Below are 19,976 nucleotides of genomic sequence, written 5' to 3' on the forward strand. Positions count from 1 at the left end.
CGCTGTCGTCAGCTCATCCGGCTGACCGCCGAGCGGAGCCGGGCCAGGTCCCGCCGACGCCGCTCGTAGCTGGCGGCCAGCGAGATCAGCACGACCCCGCCGAGGCCCAGGTAGATCCACCGGGGCAGCAGGTCCCAGCTCCGGACCAGCTCGTGCAGCGCCAGCAGGGTCAGGCTCACCGCACCGACCACGGCCGGGGCCTGCCAGCGCCGTACCGCGCCGACCAGCACCACCACCAGCGCGCCGAGCCCCACCAGCAGGCGTCGCCAGGGCTGCGGATCCGCCGCCACCAGCACCGACACCAGGCTCGGCAGCAGCGCGGCGAGCAACCCCGGGCCGAGCGCGAGCCAACTGTTCAGCCCCGGCCGCCCACGCAGCGCCACCGTCCCGGCGACCAGGGCCAGCGCCGCCGCCGGCACGGTGTACGCCTCCAACAGCACCACCTGGCCGGCGGCCAGCAGCAGCCAGGTGCCGAGCAGTTCGCTGCCCCCGGCGACAGCGGCGAAGACCCACCGGCGGGTGGTCGACTCGTTACGCCGCAGCACCCGTACGGCGACCGCGGCCCCCCAGAGCACGCAGATCGCGGCGGCGTGCCGGACCGCCCCCACGGTGAGCAGCAGCGCCAGCCCGGCGACGGCCTGGGCGACCCCGTCGAGCACCCGGCCGGCCGTCGGCTGCCGGCCGGTCAACAGCGGCGCGCCGGCCAACACCAGCACCGCCACCGCCAGTACGGCGAACGCGGTCTGCCGTGCCGGCAGCCCGGCGGCCGACGTGGCGGTCACCGCGAACCCGACCGCCGACCCGACCGCCACCAGCCAGCCCACCAGCCGTACGTCGGCCAGCCGGGCCGCCCACCCGACCACCAGCGCCGCCACCACCAGGACGCCCGTGCCGGCGAGGGTGCCGGCCCGGGTGGCCAGCAGCCCCAGCAACCCGACGCCGACGGTCACCAGCCCCACCGGCAGCGTGGTCGCCACCAGTAGCGGGTACGGCCGGACGAGCGCCGCGGTCACCAACGCGGCCGTACCGGTGAGCAGGACCGCGGCCGGTACCACGGGCCAGGGGGCACCGACGGCGACCAGCAGCACCGGCAGCGCCGCCGCCGCGAAGGGCAACGCGGCCAGCACCATCGTCGTCCAGCGCCCGGCCCGGGGCGCTGCGGCCGGGTCGGCGGGCTGCCCACCGGCGGCCGGTGCCTCGCCGTCGGCCGACCGGCCCCCGGCCACACCGGGCGCGACCAGGGCCGCGGCGACCACCAGGACCAGCAACGCCAGCGCCACCGGCAGGGCACCCGTGGGTGGGTGGCCCGCCGGGGCCCCGGCCCAGACCGGCGGCAGCGTGCCGTACGGGGCGACCAGGGCGTCCAGGGTCACCGGGGCCGCGCCGAGCACCGCCACCGTCAGCAGCACGAACCCGGGCACCCGGAGCGCGACCTCGGGACGGAACCGCGGGGCGGCGAGCAGGATCAACAGCACCCCCAGCGCGGCGTAGAGCGGCACCGGCTCCTCGAAGCCGCCCGGTTCGGCACCGACCAGGCCGATGACCGCCCCGAGCCCGGCCAGGCCGACCGCGACGGCGAACCCGGACGAGGCGTACCCGCGCAGGTCCGGCCAGTGTCGACGGACACCCGCCAGGGCGATCGCCAGCAGCGCCACGGCAACGAAGGTGACCCGGGCCTGCCACCACGGCGGCAGACCGGCGGCGAACGACCCCAGGAGTACGGCGGCCGGCGCGGCGAGCACCGCCACGACTAGCCCGGCCCCGGCGATCCCACGTTGACCGACGCCGCCGCGCCGGCCCAGGGCCGCCGTCACCGACCCGGCCACCGCGACGACCCCGAGGGCCACCGCCGCGGCGACCGGCGCGGCCAACGCGACCAGCAGACCGTGCCCGAGCAGGACGGTCCCGCCGAGCGCCGACGGCCACCGCACCCGCTGTCGGACCCCCGGCCGTCCGACGGCGGTCAACAGCAGCCCCACCCCGACGAGCAGCTCGACGGCCACCAGCACCGGCCACGGCACCGGCCAGGCGGCCGGTGCGGCGAGCACCACCAGCGTGCCGGCCGCCACCGCGGTCGCCGGCCCCGCCGCCCGGGGCACCAGCAGCGCCAGCGCCGCCGCGACCACCAGGACGGCGACCGCCAGCTGCCATCCCCAGCGCAGCTGCGGGCCGGGCTCCGCCCCGCCCCACGGAGGCAGCGAGCGGCCGATCGTGGCCGCCGCGGAGACCCCGGTGAACACGACGGTCAGCAGGGCCGTGGTACCGGCCACCACCAGCGCGCCGAGCCACGGACCGAACCGCCACCGCTGCGGTACCAGCCGGACCGCACCGGCCAGGCCGAGCGCCACGACCGCCGTGGTCAGCAGGAGCACCGCCGGCCACACCTCGCCCAACGGCCGCAGCACCGCGACCGCGAGCGCCGGCACCAGCAGCGCGAACACCGTCGTCACGAAGGCCCGGCTGCCGGCCACCACCGCCCCGCAGAGCAGCACCGCCAGCACGGCCAGCACCGGCAGCCCGGCGAACGCCGGCACGCCGAACGCCCGGCCCACCCCCAGCGGCACCGTCGCGCAACCGGCCGCGACGACAAGCGCCACCGCGTACCCGATCCAGGCGACGACCCGGCCGGCGAGCAGCGCCGGCGGTACCGCACGCCCCGGTGCCGGCGGTACCGCGTGCCCCGGCGTAGGTACCGCACGCTCCGGCGTAGGCAGTTCCGCGCGCTCCGGTGCCGGGGTCCGACGGCGGAGCGCGGCCACGACCGCCAGGTCGAGCAACGCCACCCCGAGGAAGACCACGGTCCAGCCGGTGGCCGACGGCCGCATCCCGGCGGCGACCAGGGGCAACACCGGCTGCACCGTCAGCAACGCCCAGAACCACGGCCCGGTCAGTCCGCTGAGCCGGGCGTAGCCCGCCGCGACCAGCGTGCTGACCGCGGCGACCACCGCGGCGTACCGGCTGGGCGGCCAACCGGTCACCCCGAACAGGTCCACCGCCCAGGCCGCGTACCCGTCGAGCAGCACCAACAGCATGCCGACCGCGGCGAGCGTCTCGGCCGTGCCCGGCAGCCTGCGCCAGCGGGCCACCAACGGCAGGACCAGGGCGACCCCGGTCACCGCCGCCAGGATCAACGCCCGGCCGGCCACCCCCACCGAGGACCAGGCGACGGTGGTGAAGACCACCGCGGCGGTACCCAGCAGCAGTCCGCCGAGGATGAACAGCAGCCGCTGTACGGTCCGGCCCGAGGTCTCCGCGCCGCCCGGCCGGCCCGGCTGGGGCTGGGGCTGGGGCTGGGGCTGGGGCTGGTGGGCCAACGGCCACTGGTGGTGCGGGTGATAGGGCGTCGCCGGCCCGGGGGCCGCACCGGGTGCGCCGGCCGGAGCCGGAGCCGGAGCCCGGACCGGAGCGGCGACGGCCGTCGGACCGCTGGTGGCGGCCGGCACCGGCGCCACCGCCGGGGCCCGCACCGGGCCGGCCGCCGGAGCCGGAGCCGGAGCCTGGACCGGAGCCGGAGCCTGGACCGGAGCCGGAGCCTGGACCGGAGCCGGAGCCTGGACCGGAGCCGAGGCCTGGGCGGGGGCGTGGGCGGGGGCCGGGCGGCCCGTGCCGGGTGGCTGTGACCAGGTGGGGCCGGGCACCTCGACCCGGACCCGGGCGGCCAGCTCCGCCCGGCGGTGCCGGGTGGCGGCCAGCCGGGCAGCCAGGTCGTGGTACACCCGGCGGGCCTGCTCGACCTGTGGGACCAGCCCGGTCAGCTCCCGGTCCAGCCGGATCACCTCGGCGGCCAGCGGGTACGGGGGCCGACCGCAACCAGAGCAGCCCGTACGCAGGTCAGCCGGGGCGCCGCAGCCGGGACAGGGGTAGCTGGAGAGATCCACCCGGTCATCCTCGGCCGAGCGCCCCGTCCCTGGCCAGAGTGCGCGTACCTAGGGTCGGGTGTGCTCGAACACCCAGGTCGCGTACCCGGGGTGGCCGCTGGCCACCGTCGTGACCAGGATCTCCGGCACCTCGTACGGGTGGGTCGCCCGGATCTGCTGCACCAGCGCCGCCACCCGGTCCGGGGCGGTCTTGAACTGCACCGACCACTCCGTGGTGGTCTCCACGTTGGACTGCCACCAGTAGGTGCTGTCCACCTGACCGCCGACCTGTGCGCAGGCCGCCAGCCGACCAGCGACGGCCGCCGCCGCCAGTACGTCCGCCACCGAACGGGCGTCCACCACCGTCGTCACCACACAGAGCTGCTCCACGAGCGCACCCTACGCGCCGTCGTCACGGTTGGTGGCGATCCAGTCGTCGATCTGCTTCCACCAGTCGAAGAGCCAGTCGATGCGCTCCTGTCGACCGGTCGGGATCTCCTCCGGCGGAACCGACCAGAACCGCATCACGATCCGCTTGTCCATCGGCAGCTCCCGCCAGATGTCGGCGACGGTGAGCAGCTGGTCGAGGCCGGTGTGCGCCACGAAGATCACCCCGGCGTCGGGGGCCGCGTCCAGCGCCGCGAGCATGCCACCGGGCTGCGGGGCCAGCACGTGCCGCATCCGTTCGGCCCGCAACGCCATCCGCTCCAGGCCCCGGGCGCGCAGCCGGGAGATCGCCCGGAGCCGGCGACGGGGGGTGAAGTTACCCCCCTCGGGGAAGATCACGAAGGCGTCGTCGTCGTCCAGGCCGGTGGCCAGGTGCCCGATCTGCTCGATCGCCGAGCCGCGGCCGTCCGGGCCGGGCGCGATGAACCGGGTGGGCAGCCGGTTGAGCAGCACGTCGATCGCCGGATCCCACTGCAGGGCGTCCTTGAGCACGATCCGGGGTTCCCGGGCGAACCAGTTCACCAGCGCGTGGATCAGGATGAACGAGTCGCCGGGCCCGGCGTGCCGAGAGAGCACCAGCTCGGGACGGCCGGGCATGGCGGTGTCCGGGTCGGTGCCGACCACGTCGATGCTCAGCCGCAGCGTCCAGCGGGCCTGCCAGAACAGCACCCGCAGGAACGCCCCGGCGAGGACGTAGTGGGCCCGTTGGAAGGCCGGCGACCGGACCCGCCAGCCGAAGCCGGAGCCGATCCAGAGCCCGAGCAGGGCCAGCAGCGCCACCGCGTCCCAGACCAGGTAGACGGTGGCGATCCAGAGCAGCCGCAGGGGACGCAGCCGGCCCGGCACCAGCGGGGACGCCGCGGCGGCCAGGAACGCCCAGGCCGGCAGGGTGGTCACCACCAGGAACGCGAGCAGGACGACGCCGGGGGCGAGCAGCAGCCGGCGGAGCCAGCGCGGCGGCAGCGGCATCAGCGCTCCAGCTCCGCCAGGTAGCGTCGGGACGCGGTGTAGGCGCGGCTGATCCGCCGCCCCACCGCCGCCATGTCCCGGTACGCCCACGGGGTGTCGTCCCGGGGCTCCAACCCGCCCGTGGGCAGCACGTGCACCTCCACGTCGGCGGGGAGGGCGGCCATCTCGCGGGCGAACCGGTGCCGGCGGGCGATCTCGAACGCGACCTGGGCGACCTCCCAGGGCCGCCGGGGCGGGGTCAACGCCCGCTCGATCCGCCCCACCTGGAGTACGAAGATCCGCCCGGCCCCGGCCGCGACCGCCTCGCCGATCGGGATCGAGTTGACGATCCCCCCGTCGATGTAGTGCTGACCGTCGATCACCATGGGTGGCAGCAGCCCCGGCACGGAAGCCGAGGCGAGCACCGCCGGCACCAACGGCCCCCGGTCGAACCAGTACTCGGCGGCGCGTTCGATGTTGGCCGCGCAGCACCGGAAGGGCACCCGCAGATCGGCGAAGGTGGCGTCCTCCCCCAGTTCGGACTCCAGCAGCCGACGCAGCGGTCGGGGCGAGTGCAGGTGGGTCCGGGCGGCGAACCGGCGTAGCTGGCGGGCCACCGAGTCGCCGTACACCTCGCTGGCCTCGGGGGAGGCCCAGAGCCGTACCAACCGGTCGGTGACCGCCTCGGTCGGGTCGGCGGCGACCAGCGCGCCGTTGACCGCGCCGATCGAGGTGCCGAGCACCAGGTCGGGTCGGATCCCGGCGCGGAACAGGGCACGCAGCATGCCGACCTCGACGGCGCCGAGCACACCCCCACCACCGAGTACGAACGCCACCGGACCACCACGCATGTCGTTCATCCTGGCACGCCCGGGAAAGTGCCCCACCTGGCCGGTTGGTCGACCGCCCGGGGCAGGCTGTCCACAGTGGTAATGATCATCGGACGATCCGGCCGTTGACAGCCCCGACACATTCGCGCAACCTGATACCGCCCCCACCACCAGGCAGGTGCGATCACCGATGGCAGCACTGCACGCCGGCAGACTACTGGCCCGCAGGTACCGGCTCGTGGACCAGATCGGGTCCGGCGGAATGTCGGTCATCTGGCGTGCCCGGGACGAGGTGCTGGACCGGATCGTCGCCCTCAAGGTGCTCGCGCCGTCACTCGCCGCCGACACCCGCTTCCGGGACATGGTCCGGGTGGAGGCCCGCGCCGCCGCCCAACTGGTGCACCCGCACGTCACCGCGGTGCACGACTACGGCGAGACGTTGGCCCCGGACGGTTCCATCACCTCGTTCGTGGTGATGGAACTGCTCACCGGGGAGGAGCTGGAGGACCGGCTCGCCGACGGGCCGTTGCCCTGGCCTGAGGCGGTCGAGATCGCCGCCCAGGTGGCCGACGCGTTGGCCGCGGCCCACCGGCTCGGCATCGTGCACCGCGACATCACCCCGGCCAACGTGATGATGACCCGGGTGGGTGCCAAGGTGCTCGACTTCGGCATCGCCACCCAGGTCGGTGCCCCGGACGAGGACGAGGACGGCGGCACCTTCGGCACCCCGGCCTACGTGGCGCCGGAACGACTGGACGGCGCGGCGGCCCAGCCGGCCACCGACGTCTACTCCCTCGGCGTACTGCTGTACGAGACGCTCACCGGCCGGGTGCCGTACCCCGCCGACACCTGGGAGGAGCTCAGCGCGGCACTGGCCCAGGAGCGTCCACCGGCACCGCTCGACGTGCCCGGCCTCCCGACGGAGGTGGCCCGGACCTGCCTGCGGTGTCTGGCCCGGGATCCCCACGACCGGCCGACCGCCACCCAGCTGGCCACCGTGCTGCGCGACCAGTTGCTGCCCGCCGACCCGCAGGCCGCCACGATGCTGTCCCCCACCGTCACGCTCCCCGCGATCGTCGTGTCCCCGGAGCGGCCCGGTCCGCCGGCGCCAGCCGGCCGGGCCGAACCGGTCCCGGTCGTGACGGCCGGTGGGGCCGCCACCGGGGCCGGTGGCCGGCTCGACGGCGCCACCGGGGCCGGCGGCCGAGTCGACGACCACGCGGAGCTCGATCGCGGGCCGCGTGGACGGCCCGGCCGGTGGGCGGTCCCGGTGCTGGTCGGGACGGTGGTGGTGGCCGCCTTCGCGGCCCTGCTCCTGCAGCTGTCCGACCGGGGAGCGACCCCGCCGCCGCACGCCCTGCCGACCACCCAGCCGGTCGAGCCGGCCCCACCGGCACCGAAGCCCAGCCGGTCGCCGACCTCCGCCGCGCCGTCCCCCCGCGCGTACAGCCCGCCACCGCCCTCGCCGCCCAGCCGCCGGACGCCCACCTCCGCGCCGCCGACCACCCGGACCCCCTCGGCGAGCGTGGTGGACGCGGCGACCCGGGTCGACGAGCTGATCGACTCGGGGGTGGCCTCCGGCGACATCCGGGACGACGTCGGCACCGACCTGCGCAACCTGCTGCACAACCTCGACCCCGGTAACGGGCCGGAGGCGCTGGCCGACTCGGTGGCCCAGGTCCGCAGCAAGGTGGCGGAACGCCGACGCGAGGGCAGCATCACCCCGGTGTACGCCCGCCAACTCGACGCCGCCATCGCCGAGCTGACCACCGCCCCGCTCTGACCGGCCGGCCACGGCAGGTCATAGTCGCGGCAGGTCATGGTCGCGGCAGGTCAGCCGCGGGTCAGCTCGGTTTCCAGGACATCGCGTCCGCCCGCACCGACCGGGCCGCCGACCGCACCGGCGCCGAGTCGATCATCAGCCGGTAGACCGTCTCGTAGCCGAGCGCCATCCGCCCGGCGGAGAAGTTCTCCTCCACGTGGGCCCGGCAGGCCGCCGGGTCGATGCGTTCGGCCGCACGCAACGCCTCGGGCAGCTCGGCCGGGCTCGCGCAGACGATCCCGGTCAGCCCCGACCTGACCAGCTCGGGCACGGCACCCCGGTCGAGGGCCACCACCGGCGTACCGGTGGCCATCGCCTCCACCATCACCATGCCGAACGGCTCCGCCCACCGGATCGGCATGATCAGGCAGCGGGAGTCGACAAGCAGCCGCAGCGTCGCCGCCCGGTCGGCGTTGAACACCACGGTCACGTCGGGGCCGAGCAACGGCTCGACCACCTCCTCGTAGTACCGGTGTTCGGCCGGCTCGTTGCACTTGCCGGCGAGGATCAGCGGCAGGCCGACCGCCCGGCACGCCTGGATGGCCAGCTCCGGGCCCTTGTCCGGGCTGAACCGCGCCAACCAGAGCACCGGCCCGCGCCCCGGGTTCCGCTTACGGGGGATGTCCGCGACGTCCACCGCGTTGTGCACGGTGCCGACCCAGGGCAGGCCGGGGTTCGAACGCCGTTGGGCGTGTGAGATGGCGACCAGACCGACCCCGTGGTCGGTGTCGCTGAGCACCTGGCCGTACTCGCCGACCGGATTGCCGTGCACGGTCGCGATCGTCGGCACCGCCCGCCGGCCGGCGACCAGCGGGCCGATCGTGCTGTGGTCGTGGACCACGTCGAAGTCGGCCGCCGTGACCAGCTGGTTGACCCGGGCCAGGTGGGCCAGTTCGGGCAGCGACTCGCCGAGCCGGTCGAACTGCAGCTCCGCGGTGGAGACGAACTCCGCCGGCGTCCCGTGGTGCTCACCGGCGCCGAAGAGCGTCACCGCGTGCCCCTGCTCGGCCAGGGCCTCCACCAGGGAACTGACCACCTGTTCCAGGCCGCCGTAACCGGGCGGGGGGACGGAGAGCCAGGGCGGCACCACCATCGCGATCCGCAGGCCCCGCCCCGTCGAGCCCACGGTTGGACGGTGGTTTCCAGCCACGAGCCCTCCCCGTTGCTCCGCCTGAGCGCGTGACGGGCCGCTTTCCCCGTACCCCGCGGGGTAAACCGGCCGGAGCCGGACGCAGAAGGCGGCGGGTGACGGGCCGACCCCCTCGGCCTGTCACCCGCCGCCCGGTCTCGGGGCAGGTCCGCGTCCGCCTACGACTCGGTGAGCGTGACGGTGACCGTGCTCTCGTTGCCGCCGCGCTGGTACCGCACCTCGACCCGGTCACCGACCTTGCTCGCCTGGACCGCGCCGACCAGGTCGTTGGAGTCGTTGACCGTCTTGTCACCGAAGCGGGTGATCACGTCCCCCCGCTGCAGACCGGCCTGCTCGGCGGCGCTGCCCGGCAGCACCGACGACACCACCGCGCCGCCGTTCTCACCCCGGGTCACGCTCACCCCGAGGCTCGGATGGCTGATCTTCTCGCCGCGCTGGAGCTTGCCGGCCACGTCCTTGGCCTTGTTGCTCGGGATGGCGAAGCCGACCCCGATGTTGCCGGTGCTCTGCCCGGAGGTGGCGATCGCGGTGTTGATGCCGATCACCTCGCCGCGGGTGTTGACCAGCGCCCCGCCCGAGTTCCCCGGGTTGATCGGGGCGTCGGTCTGGAGCAGGCCGGAGATCGAGGAGACCCCCTGCTGCGGGTCCTGCTGCTGGCCGCCGGCCTGGATGGTGCGGTCCCGGGCGCTGAGGATGCCGGAGGTGACCGAGCCCTGCAGACCCAACGGGCTGCCCAGGGCGAGCACCTGGTCACCTACCTGCATCGCGTCGCTGTCGCCGAGCTTCGCCGCCTTCAGGTCGCTGACCCCGGTGGCCTTCACCACCGCCAGGTCGGTCTTCGGGTCGGTCCCCACCACCTGCGCGTCGGCGGTCTTGCCGTCGGCGAAGATCACCCGGACGCTGCCGGCCGAGCCGGAGGCGACCACGTGGTTGTTGGTGAGCACGAAGCCGTCGGCGGTCAGGATGACCCCGGAGCCCTCACCACTGTCGGTGGCGATGGACACCACGCTGTCCTGCACCGAGGCGGCGATCTTGGGCAGGTCCGCGCTGTCGATCACGGGGGCGGCGGAGTAGGTACGGGTGATACCGGTGTTGCCGTCGAGCGCCAGGGCGAGCACGCCGCCGGCGACCCCGGAACCCAGCATCAGGGCGAAGACCAGGACACCCGCGCCGACGAACTTCGCCACCCGGCCGGCCCGGGGCGCCTGGGCCCACGGCGGCACCGGCTGGCCGTAGGGCGGACCACCCGGCTGACCGTACCCGGGCGGACCGGACTGGCCGTAGGGCTGGCCGTACCCCGGGGTGCCGGGCTGGCCGTAGCCGGGCGGACCCGACTGGCCGTAGCTGGGCGGACCGGACTGGGAAGCGGCACCGCCCTGGCCGTAGCCGGCGGGACCGGACTGGGGAGCGGCACTGGCCTCGCCGTAGCCGGCGGCACCGGACTGCGGCGCGACCGGGCCGGCCTGGCCGTAACCCGACTGCGACGCGACCTGGCCGGGGCCGGTGGACTCGGGCCGGCCGGGGGCGCCGGACTGCTCGGGGCGGGCCCAGCCGGCGTGCTGGCCGGACTGCCAGGGCCCACCCGGGTTCGCCCCGGGCTGGCCGGACGGCGGGTACGACGGGGACGGCGGACCGGCGGCGGAGGCCGCGCGGTCGGAGTGCCCGTGCTCGACACGGGGCAGCTCGGCAGAGTGGGGCGACGACTCGGCGTCGGCGGGAGCCGGCCGCCGCTGCGGGTCGGACTCGTACTCGGTCATGGCTATACCTTGCCCCGTGGCACTGCGACCATCCTGGAATCGACCTGGATGTTGGCTGAAAGTCACTCCTGATCACCATCCGTGGTCGGCGCGAGCGGGAACGTGACCCGGAAGGTGGCACCACCGCCGGGGGTGTTCCCCACCGCCACCGTGCCGTGGTGGGCCGCGACCAACGCCGCCACGATGGCCAGTCCCAGCCCGGTACCGGTGACCCCGCCGGCCCGTCGGGTCCGCGCGGCGTCGGCCCGGTAGAAGCGTTCGAATACCCGTTCGGCCTGTTCGGCGGAGAGCCCCGGCCCGGTGTCGGCGACCTCCACCACGGCCAGGTTCCCCGGCTCGGCGCGCAGCCGCAGGGTCACCCGGGCCTCGGCCGGGGTGTGGGTGAGCGCGTTGGTCATCAGGTTGCCGATGATCTGCCGCAGCCGGGCGTCGTCGCCGAGCACCACCAGCGGGCCGGAGCCGGCGGCGATCTCCAGCTCGATCCGCCGCTCCGGGGCGATCGCCCGGGCGGCCTGGACCGCGTCACCGGCCAGCACCGGCAACTCCACAGGCGCCAGCACCAGCGGACGTTCCCGGTCCAGCCGGGCCAGCAGCAGCAGGTCCTCCACCAGCAGCCCCATCCGGGCCGCCTCGTCCTCGATCCGGCGCAGCAGGCCGGCGGTCTGCTCCGGCTCCCGGGCCGCGCCCTGCCGGAACAGCTCGGCGAAGCCCCGGATGGTGGTCAGCGGGGTCCGCAGCTCGTGCGAGGCGTCCGCGACGAACTGCCGCATCCGCTCCTCCGACCGGCGGGCCCGGGCCTCGGAGGCCTGCGCGGCCAGCGCGGCGTCGCGGGCACCGGCCTCGGCGGAACGGGCGGCGTACTCCGAGGCGGCCCGGGCGGTGAAGGCCACCTCGATCTGGTTCAGCATCGCGTTCAACGCCCGGGACAACCGGCCCAGCTCGCTGGTGGCGTAGAGCTGCCCCTCCTCCGGGTCGGGCACCCGGCGGCTGAGGTCGCCGCCGGCGATGGCGGCGGCGGTGCGTTCGATCTCCACAAGCGGCTTGAGGCTGGTCCGGACGATGGCCGCGCCGATCGAGGCGAGCAGCACCAACACCGCCCCACCGACCAGCAGATCGATCCAGACCAGCCGGGTGACGGCCCGGTCCACGTCGGTGAGGTGCTGGGCGGTGGCGGCGACCCGACCGTCGGGCAGGTCGACGAGGGTCACCCGCCACCGGCTGTGGCCGTCCCGGGCCCGTACCGTGAAGGGCTTACCGGCCGGCTTGTTGAAGCCGGTGGCCTCGGCCGGCCACGGCGGCAGGTCGTTCTGTTCGAGATTGGGGTTGTAGTACCACGGCTCGACGACACCCTGGCCGTAGATCAGTACCAGGTACTCGCTGGGCAGCGTGAACTGCGCCGACATCCCGGGCCGGAGCCGGTTGGTGACGTCCGAGAGCGTCGAGTTGAACGCCTTGAGATCGTTGTCCACCTGGTTTTCCAGGTAGTTGCGCAGGAAGACCGTCGTGGAGATGCTGATCACCAGCAGTGCGGCGGCGACCAGGGCGAGGACCGAGGCGACGAGCTTGACCCGCAGCGGTACCGCCCGGATTCGCCCCTTCGCCTGGCCGACGGCGTTCACGCCGCCGGCTTGCGCAGCACGTAACCGACCCCCCGCAGCGTATGGATCAGCCGGGGCTGGGTGTTGTCGACCTTGCGTCGCAGGTACGAGATGTACGACTCGACGATGTTGTCGTCGCCCCGGAAGTCGTAGTTCCAGACGTGGTCGAGGATCTGCGCCTTGGAGAGCACCCGGTTGGCGTTGAGCATCAGGTACCGCAGCAGCTTGAACTCGGTGGGCGAGAGCTGCACCCGCTGACCGGCCCGGTGCACCTCGTGGGTCTCCTCGTCCAGCTCCAGGTCGGCGAAGGTGAGCCGGGAGGGGGCGTGCTCGCCGGTGGTGGTCCGCCGCAGCACCGCCCGGATCCGGGCGGTCAGCTCCTCCAGGCTGAACGGCTTGGTGACGTAGTCGTCGCCGCCCAGGGTGAGACCCCGGATCTTGTCGTCGGTGGCGTCCCGGGCGGTCAGGAAGACCACCGGGGTACGCGTGCCACCCTCGCGCAGCATCCGGATGACCTCGAAGCCGTCCAGGTCGGGGAGCATGACGTCGAGCACCACCAGGTCGGGCCGGTGGTCCTTGGCGGCGTTCAGGGCCGCGCTGCCGCTGGTCGCGGTGGCCACGTCGAAGCCCGCGAACCGTAGGCTCGCGGAGAGCAGTTCGAGGATGTTCGGGTCGTCCTCGACGACGAGCAGTCGCGCCTCGGTCTGGGTAGCGGCCATGCCGACCATCATGCGCGCCCCGGCTGCGGCATCACTGGGCACTCGCTGAAAAGACCCTGAGAGCCCACCCACCCCCGGCCGCCGGCTCCGCCGATTCCCTGATCTAGTGGTCCGGTCAAGCCTGGATGCCACCGCATCCGGGAAACAGTGGGACTGCCGGCGGAGGTTGCGATGATCATCGAGGGGCGGTACGCCGGCCCGTCGGGTTCGGGTAACGGTGGTTGGAGTGCCGGAGTCTTCGCGGCGGCAGTGGGCGGCGGGCCGGCCGGGTCGCCGGGCTCCGGTGCCGGGCCGGTCGAGGTGACGCTGCGCCGGCCGCCACCGCTGGACACCCCGCTGAGCGCCGTCGACCAGCCGGGCCGGACCGAGATCCACGACCCGGCCGGGCAGGTGGTCGCCGAGGTGCGGCAGACCGACGACTTCCCGCCGGTGGTGCCGCCGGTGGACCTGGCGACCGCCCGAGCCGCCGCGACGGCGTACCCGGGTCTGGTGGACCATCCCTTTCCCGGCTGTTACGTCTGCGGCCCGGCGCACCCGGACGGGCTGCGGATCTTTCCCGGCCGGTTGCCGGACGGGCGGACGGCCGCGCCGTGGCGGGTGCCACCCGGGGTGAGGACCGCCACCGGCTGGGCCGCGCTGGACTGCCCCGGCGGCTGGGCGGTGATCAGTGTCGGTCGGCCCTGGGTGCTCGGCCGGATCGCCGTGCGGCTGACCGCGCTGCCCCGTCCGGGCGACGAGTGCGTGGTGACCGGCCTGGCCACTTCCTGCGAGGGGCGCAAGGCCCTGGTGCACTCCAGCCTGTACGGTCCCAGCGGAGTCCTGCTCGGCCACGCCAGAGCCACCTGGATCGCGCTACCGACCGGTTGAACCCGTCCCGGGGACCTCCTTCCTGGGGAGGACCGGGGCCGCTCCCCTCCTGCCCGAGGCGGAGATGGATCTACGGACCGCGCCTGATTGATTCGGTGTCCCGCACGGGTCAGGCTGAACGCTGGCGCTCTGCCGGGGCGCCCAGCAGGAGAGGAGAGAGATGTCTGACGGGCAGCGAAGCCCCACCGGAACTGGCCAGATCGTGGTCGCCGGCCTGACGAAGCAGTACAAGAACGTACGGGCGGTAAACGATCTGTCGTTCACGGTCGAGCCGGGGCGGGTGACCGGCTTCCTCGGCCCGAACGGTGCCGGCAAGACCACCACGCTGCGGATGCTGCTGAACCTGGTCACCCCCACCTCGGGCTCGGCGACCATCGGCGGCCGGCGCTACGCCGACCTGACCGACCCGCTGCGGCACGTCGGGGCGGTGCTGGAGGCCTCCAGCGCGCACAAGGGCCGGACCGGGCTCAACCACCTGCGGGTGATCGCGGCGGCGGCCGGCCTGCCGAAGCAGCGCGCCGACGAGGTGCTCGCCATGGTGGGGCTGACCCCGGCGGCGAAGCGCAAGTTCAAGGGCTACTCGCTGGGCATGAAGCAGCGGCTGGGCATCGCCGCGGCGATGCTGGGCGACCCGCGGGTGCTGGTGCTCGACGAGCCGGCCAACGGGCTGGACCCGGAGGGCATCCGGTGGATGCGGGGCTTCCTCAAGACCCTCGCCACCGAGGGACGCACCGTGCTGGTCTCCAGCCACCTGCTCTCGGAGATGCAGCTGCTCGCCGACGACGTGGTGATCATCGCGGCCGGCCAGCTGGTCCGGCAGGGTCCGGTCGACCAGGTGCTCGGGTCGATGGCCCAGACCGCCCGGATCCGGGTCCGCACCCCGCAGGCGGCCGAACTGACCAAGGCGCTGCGTGAGCAGGCCGCCACGGTCGAGACCGACGAGCAGGGCACCCTGCTGGTCGCCGGGGTGGACGCCCCGACGGTCGGCCGGGCCGCCCTCGGCGTCCAGGCGGAACTGCACGAACTCACCACGGAACGGCCCGACCTGGAGCGGGTCTTCCTGGAGCTGACGGCCGGAAAGGCGGGCATCCGATGAACCTCGTCCGATCCGAGCTGCTCAAGATCCGTACCACCGCGGCCTGGCTGTGGATGGCGCTGGGCGCCCTGGCGATGACGGCGCTGGCCTTCGCGGTCAACGCCTGGCTGGCGCACACCACCCTGACCGGGGACACCGACATGCTGGGGCTGCCTCCGGAGGAGGCGGCGGCCCAGCAGGACGTGGTGGGCCAGGCGGCGAACATCTACACCTCCGGTCAGTACTTCGGTCTGCTCTTCGTGATGCTGATCGGCGTGCTGATGGTCACCAACGAGTTCTTCCACCAGACGGCCACCACCACGTTCCTGTCCACCCCGAGGCGGACCAACGTCATCCTCAGCAAGCTGGTGGCGGCGAGCCTGATCGGCTTCGGCTTCTGGCTGGTCACCACGGTGCTCGACCTGGTCGCCGGCGCGGTGTTCCTGAGCGCCAACGACTTCGGCACCCAGCTCGGCGAGTGGGACGTGCAGCGGGCCCTGCTGCTCAACCTGCTGGCCTACGCGATCTGGACGATCCTCGGTATCGGGGTCGGCACGCTGATCACCAACCAGATCGGCGCGGTCGTCACCTCGGCCGTGGTCTACCTGATCGGTACCCAGGTGGCCGGCCTGTTCTTCTTCCTGCTCTCCAGCTGGCTGGAGAGCGAGGCGGTGTTGAAGTGGCAGGTGGTGCTGCCGTCGGTGGCGTCCCAGGTCATGGTCAACAGCATCGAGTCGCCGATGCTGCCGGTCTGGTGGGTGGGCGCCCTGGTGCTGGTCGGGTACGCGGTGGTCACCGGACTGGTCGGCATCCTGATCACCCGCAAGCGCGACATCTCCTGATTCGCAGCTGTTCTACCGGTACGTTCCACGCGCCGGTCGGGGCCCGCACCGGGTCCCGACCGGCGCGTTGCTTATCAGCAGTCGACCGAACACGCAGCGTTTGGTGAACTTCTGGCATCTTCTGTGAAACCGGCCACGGGTCGGAGGCAGAAATGCCTGCGGGTCCCGTACGGCGTAGCCTGGGACCGTCGCGTGCCCCCCAATTCGGGCGGCGATGGACACCGCGTGACACCAGAACCCGCGTGAAAGAGGCGATTACCGGCCGTGTCGACCCAGCAGACCTCGCAGGAGAACCCACTGGCGGGTTTCGGCCCTAACGAGTGGATCGTCGAGGAGATGTACCAGCGCTACCTCGCCGATCCCAGCAGCGTCGACCCGGCCTGGCACGACTTCTTCGCCGACTACCGGCCCACCCCCGGTGGCGGCGACCAGAAGAAGCCGGCCGGGCCAACGCCGCCGTCGGGTCAGCAGAAGCCGACCGACCAGCAGAAGGCGGCCGACAAGCAGAAGTCGGCCGACAAGCAGCCGCAGAGCGCGCCGAAGCCGGCGCCGTCGGCCTCGAAGACCGAACCGGCCACCGCGAAGACCGAACAGCCGGCCGCGAAGCCCGAGCGGGGTGCGACGAAGGCCACCCCGGCCCGGTCCGCGTCCGCGAACCAGGCCCCCGCCAAGGCGGCCCCGGCCAAGTCGTCGACCGGTGGCCCGCAGACCACCCCGTTGCGCGGGATCGCCGCGAAGATCGTCCAGAACATGGACGCCTCGCTGAGCGTGCCGACCGCGACCAGCGTGCGCGCCGTCCCGGCCAAGCTGCTGGTGGACAACCGCATCGTGATCAACAACCACCTCGCCCGGGGGCGCGGTGGCAAGGTCAGCTTCACCCACCTGATCGGGTACGCGATGGTCCGGGCGCTGGTCGAGCACCCGGAGATGAACAACTCCTTCGCCGAGGTCGACGGCAAGCCGGTGCTGGTCCGCCCGGCGCACGTCAACCTGGGAATCGCGATCGACCTGGCCAAGCCCGACGGCAGCCGCAACCTGGTGGTGCCCTCCATCAAGGGCTGCGAGCAGATGGACTTCCGGCAGTTCTGGCAGGCCTACGAGGATGTCGTCCGGCGGGCCCGCAAGAACGAGCTGACCATGGAGGACCACTCCGGCACCACCATCTCGCTGACCAACCCGGGCGGCATCGGCACGGTGCACTCGATGCCCCGGCTGATGACCGGGCAGAGCGCGATCATCGGCGTGGGCGCGATGGAGTACCCGGCGCCGTACCAGGGGATGAGCGAGGCCACCCTGGCCGAGCTGGCGGTCAGCAAGATCATCACGCTGACCAGCACCTACGACCACCGGATCGTCCAGGGCGCGCAGTCCGGCGAGTTCCTCAAGGTCATGCACGAGCTGATCCTGGGCGAGCACGGCTTCTACGACCAGATCTTCACCTCGCTGCGCATCCCGTACGAGCCGGTGCGCTGGATGCGGGACGTGGCGGTCAACTCCGAGGGTCAGATCAACAAGACCGCCCGGGTGCACGAGCTGATCCACGCCTACCGGGTGCGCGGGCACCTGATGGCCGACACCGACCCGCTGGAATTCAAGATCCGCAAGCACCCGGACCTGGACGTCCTCCAGCACGGGCTGACCCTGTGGGACCTGGACCGCGAGTTCCCGGTCAACGGCTTCGCCGGTCGGCAGCGGATGAAGCTACGCGACATCCTGGGCGTGCTGCGCGACTCGTACTGCCGCCGGATCGGCATCGAGTACATGCACATCCAGGACCCGGAGGAGCGGCGCTGGATCCAGGAGCGGATCGAGCGCAAGTACGAGAAGCCCGCCGCGGACGAGCAGAAGCACGTGCTCAACCGGCTCAACGCGGCCGAGGCGTTCGAGACCTTCCTGCAGACCAAGTACGTCGGACAGAAGCGGTTCTCGCTGGAGGGCGGCGAGTCGCTGATCCCGCTGCTCGGTGAGGTGCTGGAGTCCTCCGCCGAGGCCGGGCTGGACGAGGTCGTCATCGGCATGGCCCACCGGGGCCGGCTCAACGTGCTGGCCAACGTCGTCGGCAAGCCGTACGAGAAGATCTTCTCGGAGTTCGAGGGGCACCTCGACCCGCGGTCCACCCAGGGCTCCGGCGACGTGAAGTACCACCTGGGCCAGAACGGCAAGTTCAGCACCCCCGACGGCGAGCACCAGGTCAAGGTCTCGGTGGTGGCGAACCCGTCGCACCTGGAGGCGGTGGACCCGGTACTGGAGGGCATCGTCCGGGCCAAGCAGGACCGGATCGACCTCAAGCTGGAGGGCTACACCGTGCTGCCGCTGGCGGTGCACGGTGACGCCGCCTTCGCCGGCCAGGGTGTGGTGGCCGAGACGCTCAACCTCTCCCAGCTGCGCGGCTACCGGACCGGCGGCACGGTGCACGTGGTGGTCAACAACCAGGTCGGTTTCACCACCGCCCCGGAGTACAGCCGGTCCAGCCTCTACAGCACCGACGTGGCCCGGATGATCCAGGCGCCGATCTTCCACGTCAACGGCGACGACCCGGAGGCCGTGGTCCGGGTGGCCCGGCTGGCCTTCGAGTACCGCCAGTGCTTCAACAAGGACGTCGTGATCGACCTGGTCTGTTACCGGCGGCGCGGGCACAACGAGGGTGACGACCCCTCGATGTCCAACCCCCAGATGTACAAGATCATCGACTCGAAGCGTTCGGTCCGCAAGCTCTACACCGAGGAGCTGATCGGCCGGGGCGACATCACCGTGGAGGACGCCGAGGAGCTGCTCCGGGACTACCAGTCCCAACTGGAGCGGGTCTTCAAGGCCACCCGGGACGCCGCCTCCGCCCCCCGGCAGCCGGCCCGCACCCGGCCGGACGTCGAGCCGGAGCCGCAGGTGGCGACCGCCACCGACGCGGCGGTGGTCAAGGCCATCGGCGAGGCGCACGTCAACCTGCCGGAGGGCTTCACCCCGCACAAGCGGATCCAGCAGCTGCTCGACCGGCGGGCGAAGATGTCCGTCGAGGGCAACATCGACTGGGGGTACGGCGAGATCATCGCCTTCGGCGCGCTGCTGCACGACGGGGTCACCGTCCGGCTCGCCGGGCAGGACTCCCGCCGGGGCACCTTCGTCCAGCGGCACGCCTCCGTGGTCGACGCCAAGACCGGCGACGACCACCTGCCGCTGAGTTCGCTGACCGCCGACGGTGAGCGGTCCCGGTTCTTCGTGCACGACTCGCTGCTCAGCGAGTACGCCGCGATGGGCTTCGAGTACGGCTACTCGGTGGAGAACATCGACGCCCTGGTCTGCTGGGAGGCCCAGTTCGGCGACTTCGTCAACGGCGCCCAGTCGGTGATCGACGAGTTCATCTCCTCCGGCGAGGTGAAGTGGGGCCAGCGCTCGGCGGTGACCCTGCTGCTGCCGCACGGCCACGAGGGACAGGGACCGGACCACACCTCCGGCCGGCCGGAGCGGTTCCTGCAGATGTGCGCCGAGGACAACATGCGGGTGGCCGTCCCGACCACCCCGGCGAACTACTTCCACCTGCTGCGCCGCCAGGCCCTGTCGCCCAAGCGCAAGCCGTTGGTGGTCTTCACGCCGAAGTCGCTGCTGCGGCACAAGCTCTGCGTCTCCCCGGTCGAGGACTTCACCAGCGGCACCTTCGCCCCGGTGTTGACCGACCCCACCGGGCCGCCGGCCGACCAGGTCAAGCGGGTGCTGCTCTGCTCCGGCAAGGTCTACTACGACCTGTTCCAGGCCCGGCAGGATCGCGGCGTCACGGACACCGCGATCGTCCGGATCGAGCAGCTCTACCCGCTGCCGGTGGAGGAGATCCGGGCGGCCCTCGGCGCGTACCCGAACGCCGAGGACTTCGCCTGGGTGCAGGAGGAGCCGGCCAACCAGGGCGCCTGGTCGTTCGTCGCGCTCAACCTGCTGGAGCACCTCAGCGAGGTACGGCTGCGCCGCATCTCACGCCCGGCCGCCGCCGCCCCGGCGGTCGGCTCCGCCAAGATGCACGAGGCGGAGCAGGTGGCTCTGCTCGACGCCGCCCTGCCCCGCCCCTGACCCGGAGCACG

Annotated in this window: 13 protein-coding genes; 5 read left to right on the plus strand and 8 right to left on the minus strand. The window is 73.1% G+C overall.

Going from position 1 to position 19,976, the window contains the following annotated elements; all coding sequences use genetic code 11:
* Positions 1 to 8 precede the first annotated feature (8 nt).
* Genes GA0070617_RS24335 through GA0070617_RS24355 form a run of 4 tightly spaced genes read right to left on the minus strand, consistent with a single transcriptional unit; the run spans position 9 to position 6,103 of the window.
* Positions 9 to 3,878, minus strand: a complete 3,870-nt coding sequence (locus GA0070617_RS24335; protein WP_175440643.1) for an SCO7613 C-terminal domain-containing membrane protein — start codon at positions 3,876 to 3,878, stop codon at positions 9 to 11.
* A 48-nt stretch (positions 3,879 to 3,926) separates the two neighbouring features.
* On the minus strand, positions 3,927 to 4,247 hold the full coding sequence (gene cutA, locus GA0070617_RS24345; protein ID WP_091443151.1) for a divalent-cation tolerance protein CutA: 321 nt from the start codon (positions 4,245 to 4,247) through the stop codon (positions 3,927 to 3,929).
* Between the two features lie 9 nt (positions 4,248 to 4,256).
* Positions 4,257 to 5,273 (minus strand): 1-acyl-sn-glycerol-3-phosphate acyltransferase, encoded by a 1,017-nt coding sequence (locus tag GA0070617_RS24350; protein ID WP_091443153.1) that lies wholly within the window; start codon positions 5,271 to 5,273, stop codon positions 4,257 to 4,259.
* Positions 5,273 to 6,103, minus strand: a complete 831-nt coding sequence (locus tag GA0070617_RS24355) for a patatin-like phospholipase family protein (RefSeq protein WP_091443157.1) — start codon at positions 6,101 to 6,103, stop codon at positions 5,273 to 5,275. The genes GA0070617_RS24350 and GA0070617_RS24355 overlap by 1 nt, the downstream gene beginning before the upstream one ends.
* Before the next feature lie 169 nt (positions 6,104 to 6,272).
* Between GA0070617_RS24355 and GA0070617_RS24360 the strand changes: the two genes are divergently transcribed.
* Complete coding sequence (locus GA0070617_RS24360; RefSeq protein WP_091443197.1) at positions 6,273 to 7,865, plus strand: serine/threonine-protein kinase; 1,593 nt, start codon at positions 6,273 to 6,275, stop codon at positions 7,863 to 7,865.
* 61 nt (positions 7,866 to 7,926) lie between these two features.
* Here the strand turns inward: GA0070617_RS24360 and GA0070617_RS24365 are convergent, their stop codons facing one another.
* The 4 genes from GA0070617_RS24365 to GA0070617_RS24380 form a co-directional block, all read right to left on the minus strand.
* Positions 7,927 to 8,997 (minus strand): glycosyltransferase family 4 protein, encoded by a 1,071-nt coding sequence (locus GA0070617_RS24365; RefSeq protein ID WP_091447249.1) that lies wholly within the window; start codon positions 8,995 to 8,997, stop codon positions 7,927 to 7,929.
* 215 nt (positions 8,998 to 9,212) lie between these two features.
* The gene (locus tag GA0070617_RS24370) at positions 9,213 to 10,811 is read right to left on the minus strand and encodes a trypsin-like peptidase domain-containing protein (RefSeq protein WP_091443200.1); all 1,599 of its coding nucleotides are present in this window, start codon (positions 10,809 to 10,811) and stop codon (positions 9,213 to 9,215) included.
* A 62-nt stretch (positions 10,812 to 10,873) separates the two neighbouring features.
* Positions 10,874 to 12,430, minus strand: a complete 1,557-nt coding sequence (locus GA0070617_RS24375; protein ID WP_091443204.1) for a sensor histidine kinase — start codon at positions 12,428 to 12,430, stop codon at positions 10,874 to 10,876.
* The gene (locus GA0070617_RS24380; RefSeq protein ID WP_091447252.1) at positions 12,427 to 13,128 is read right to left on the minus strand and encodes a response regulator transcription factor; all 702 of its coding nucleotides are present in this window, start codon (positions 13,126 to 13,128) and stop codon (positions 12,427 to 12,429) included. The genes GA0070617_RS24375 and GA0070617_RS24380 overlap by 4 nt, the downstream gene beginning before the upstream one ends.
* Positions 13,129 to 13,299: 171 nt before the next feature.
* Between GA0070617_RS24380 and GA0070617_RS24385 the strand changes: the two genes are divergently transcribed.
* From GA0070617_RS24385 to GA0070617_RS24400, 4 genes are all read left to right on the plus strand, one after another.
* Positions 13,300 to 13,995 (plus strand): hypothetical protein, encoded by a 696-nt coding sequence (locus GA0070617_RS24385; protein WP_091443207.1) that lies wholly within the window; start codon positions 13,300 to 13,302, stop codon positions 13,993 to 13,995.
* Positions 13,996 to 14,155: 160 nt separating this feature from the next.
* The gene (locus GA0070617_RS24390) at positions 14,156 to 15,091 is read left to right on the plus strand and encodes an ABC transporter ATP-binding protein (protein WP_091443209.1); all 936 of its coding nucleotides are present in this window, start codon (positions 14,156 to 14,158) and stop codon (positions 15,089 to 15,091) included.
* A complete protein-coding gene (locus GA0070617_RS24395; RefSeq protein ID WP_091443212.1) occupies positions 15,088 to 15,912 on the plus strand; it encodes an ABC transporter permease in 825 nt (274 codons plus the stop codon). The genes GA0070617_RS24390 and GA0070617_RS24395 overlap by 4 nt, the downstream gene beginning before the upstream one ends.
* Before the next feature lie 264 nt (positions 15,913 to 16,176).
* Positions 16,177 to 19,965, plus strand: a complete 3,789-nt coding sequence (locus tag GA0070617_RS24400) for a multifunctional oxoglutarate decarboxylase/oxoglutarate dehydrogenase thiamine pyrophosphate-binding subunit/dihydrolipoyllysine-residue succinyltransferase subunit (protein WP_091443215.1) — start codon at positions 16,177 to 16,179, stop codon at positions 19,963 to 19,965.
* Positions 19,966 to 19,976 lie beyond the last annotated feature (11 nt).

Source organism: Micromonospora yangpuensis (assembly GCF_900091615.1).
GTDB lineage: Bacteria > Actinomycetota > Actinomycetes > Mycobacteriales > Micromonosporaceae > Micromonospora > Micromonospora yangpuensis.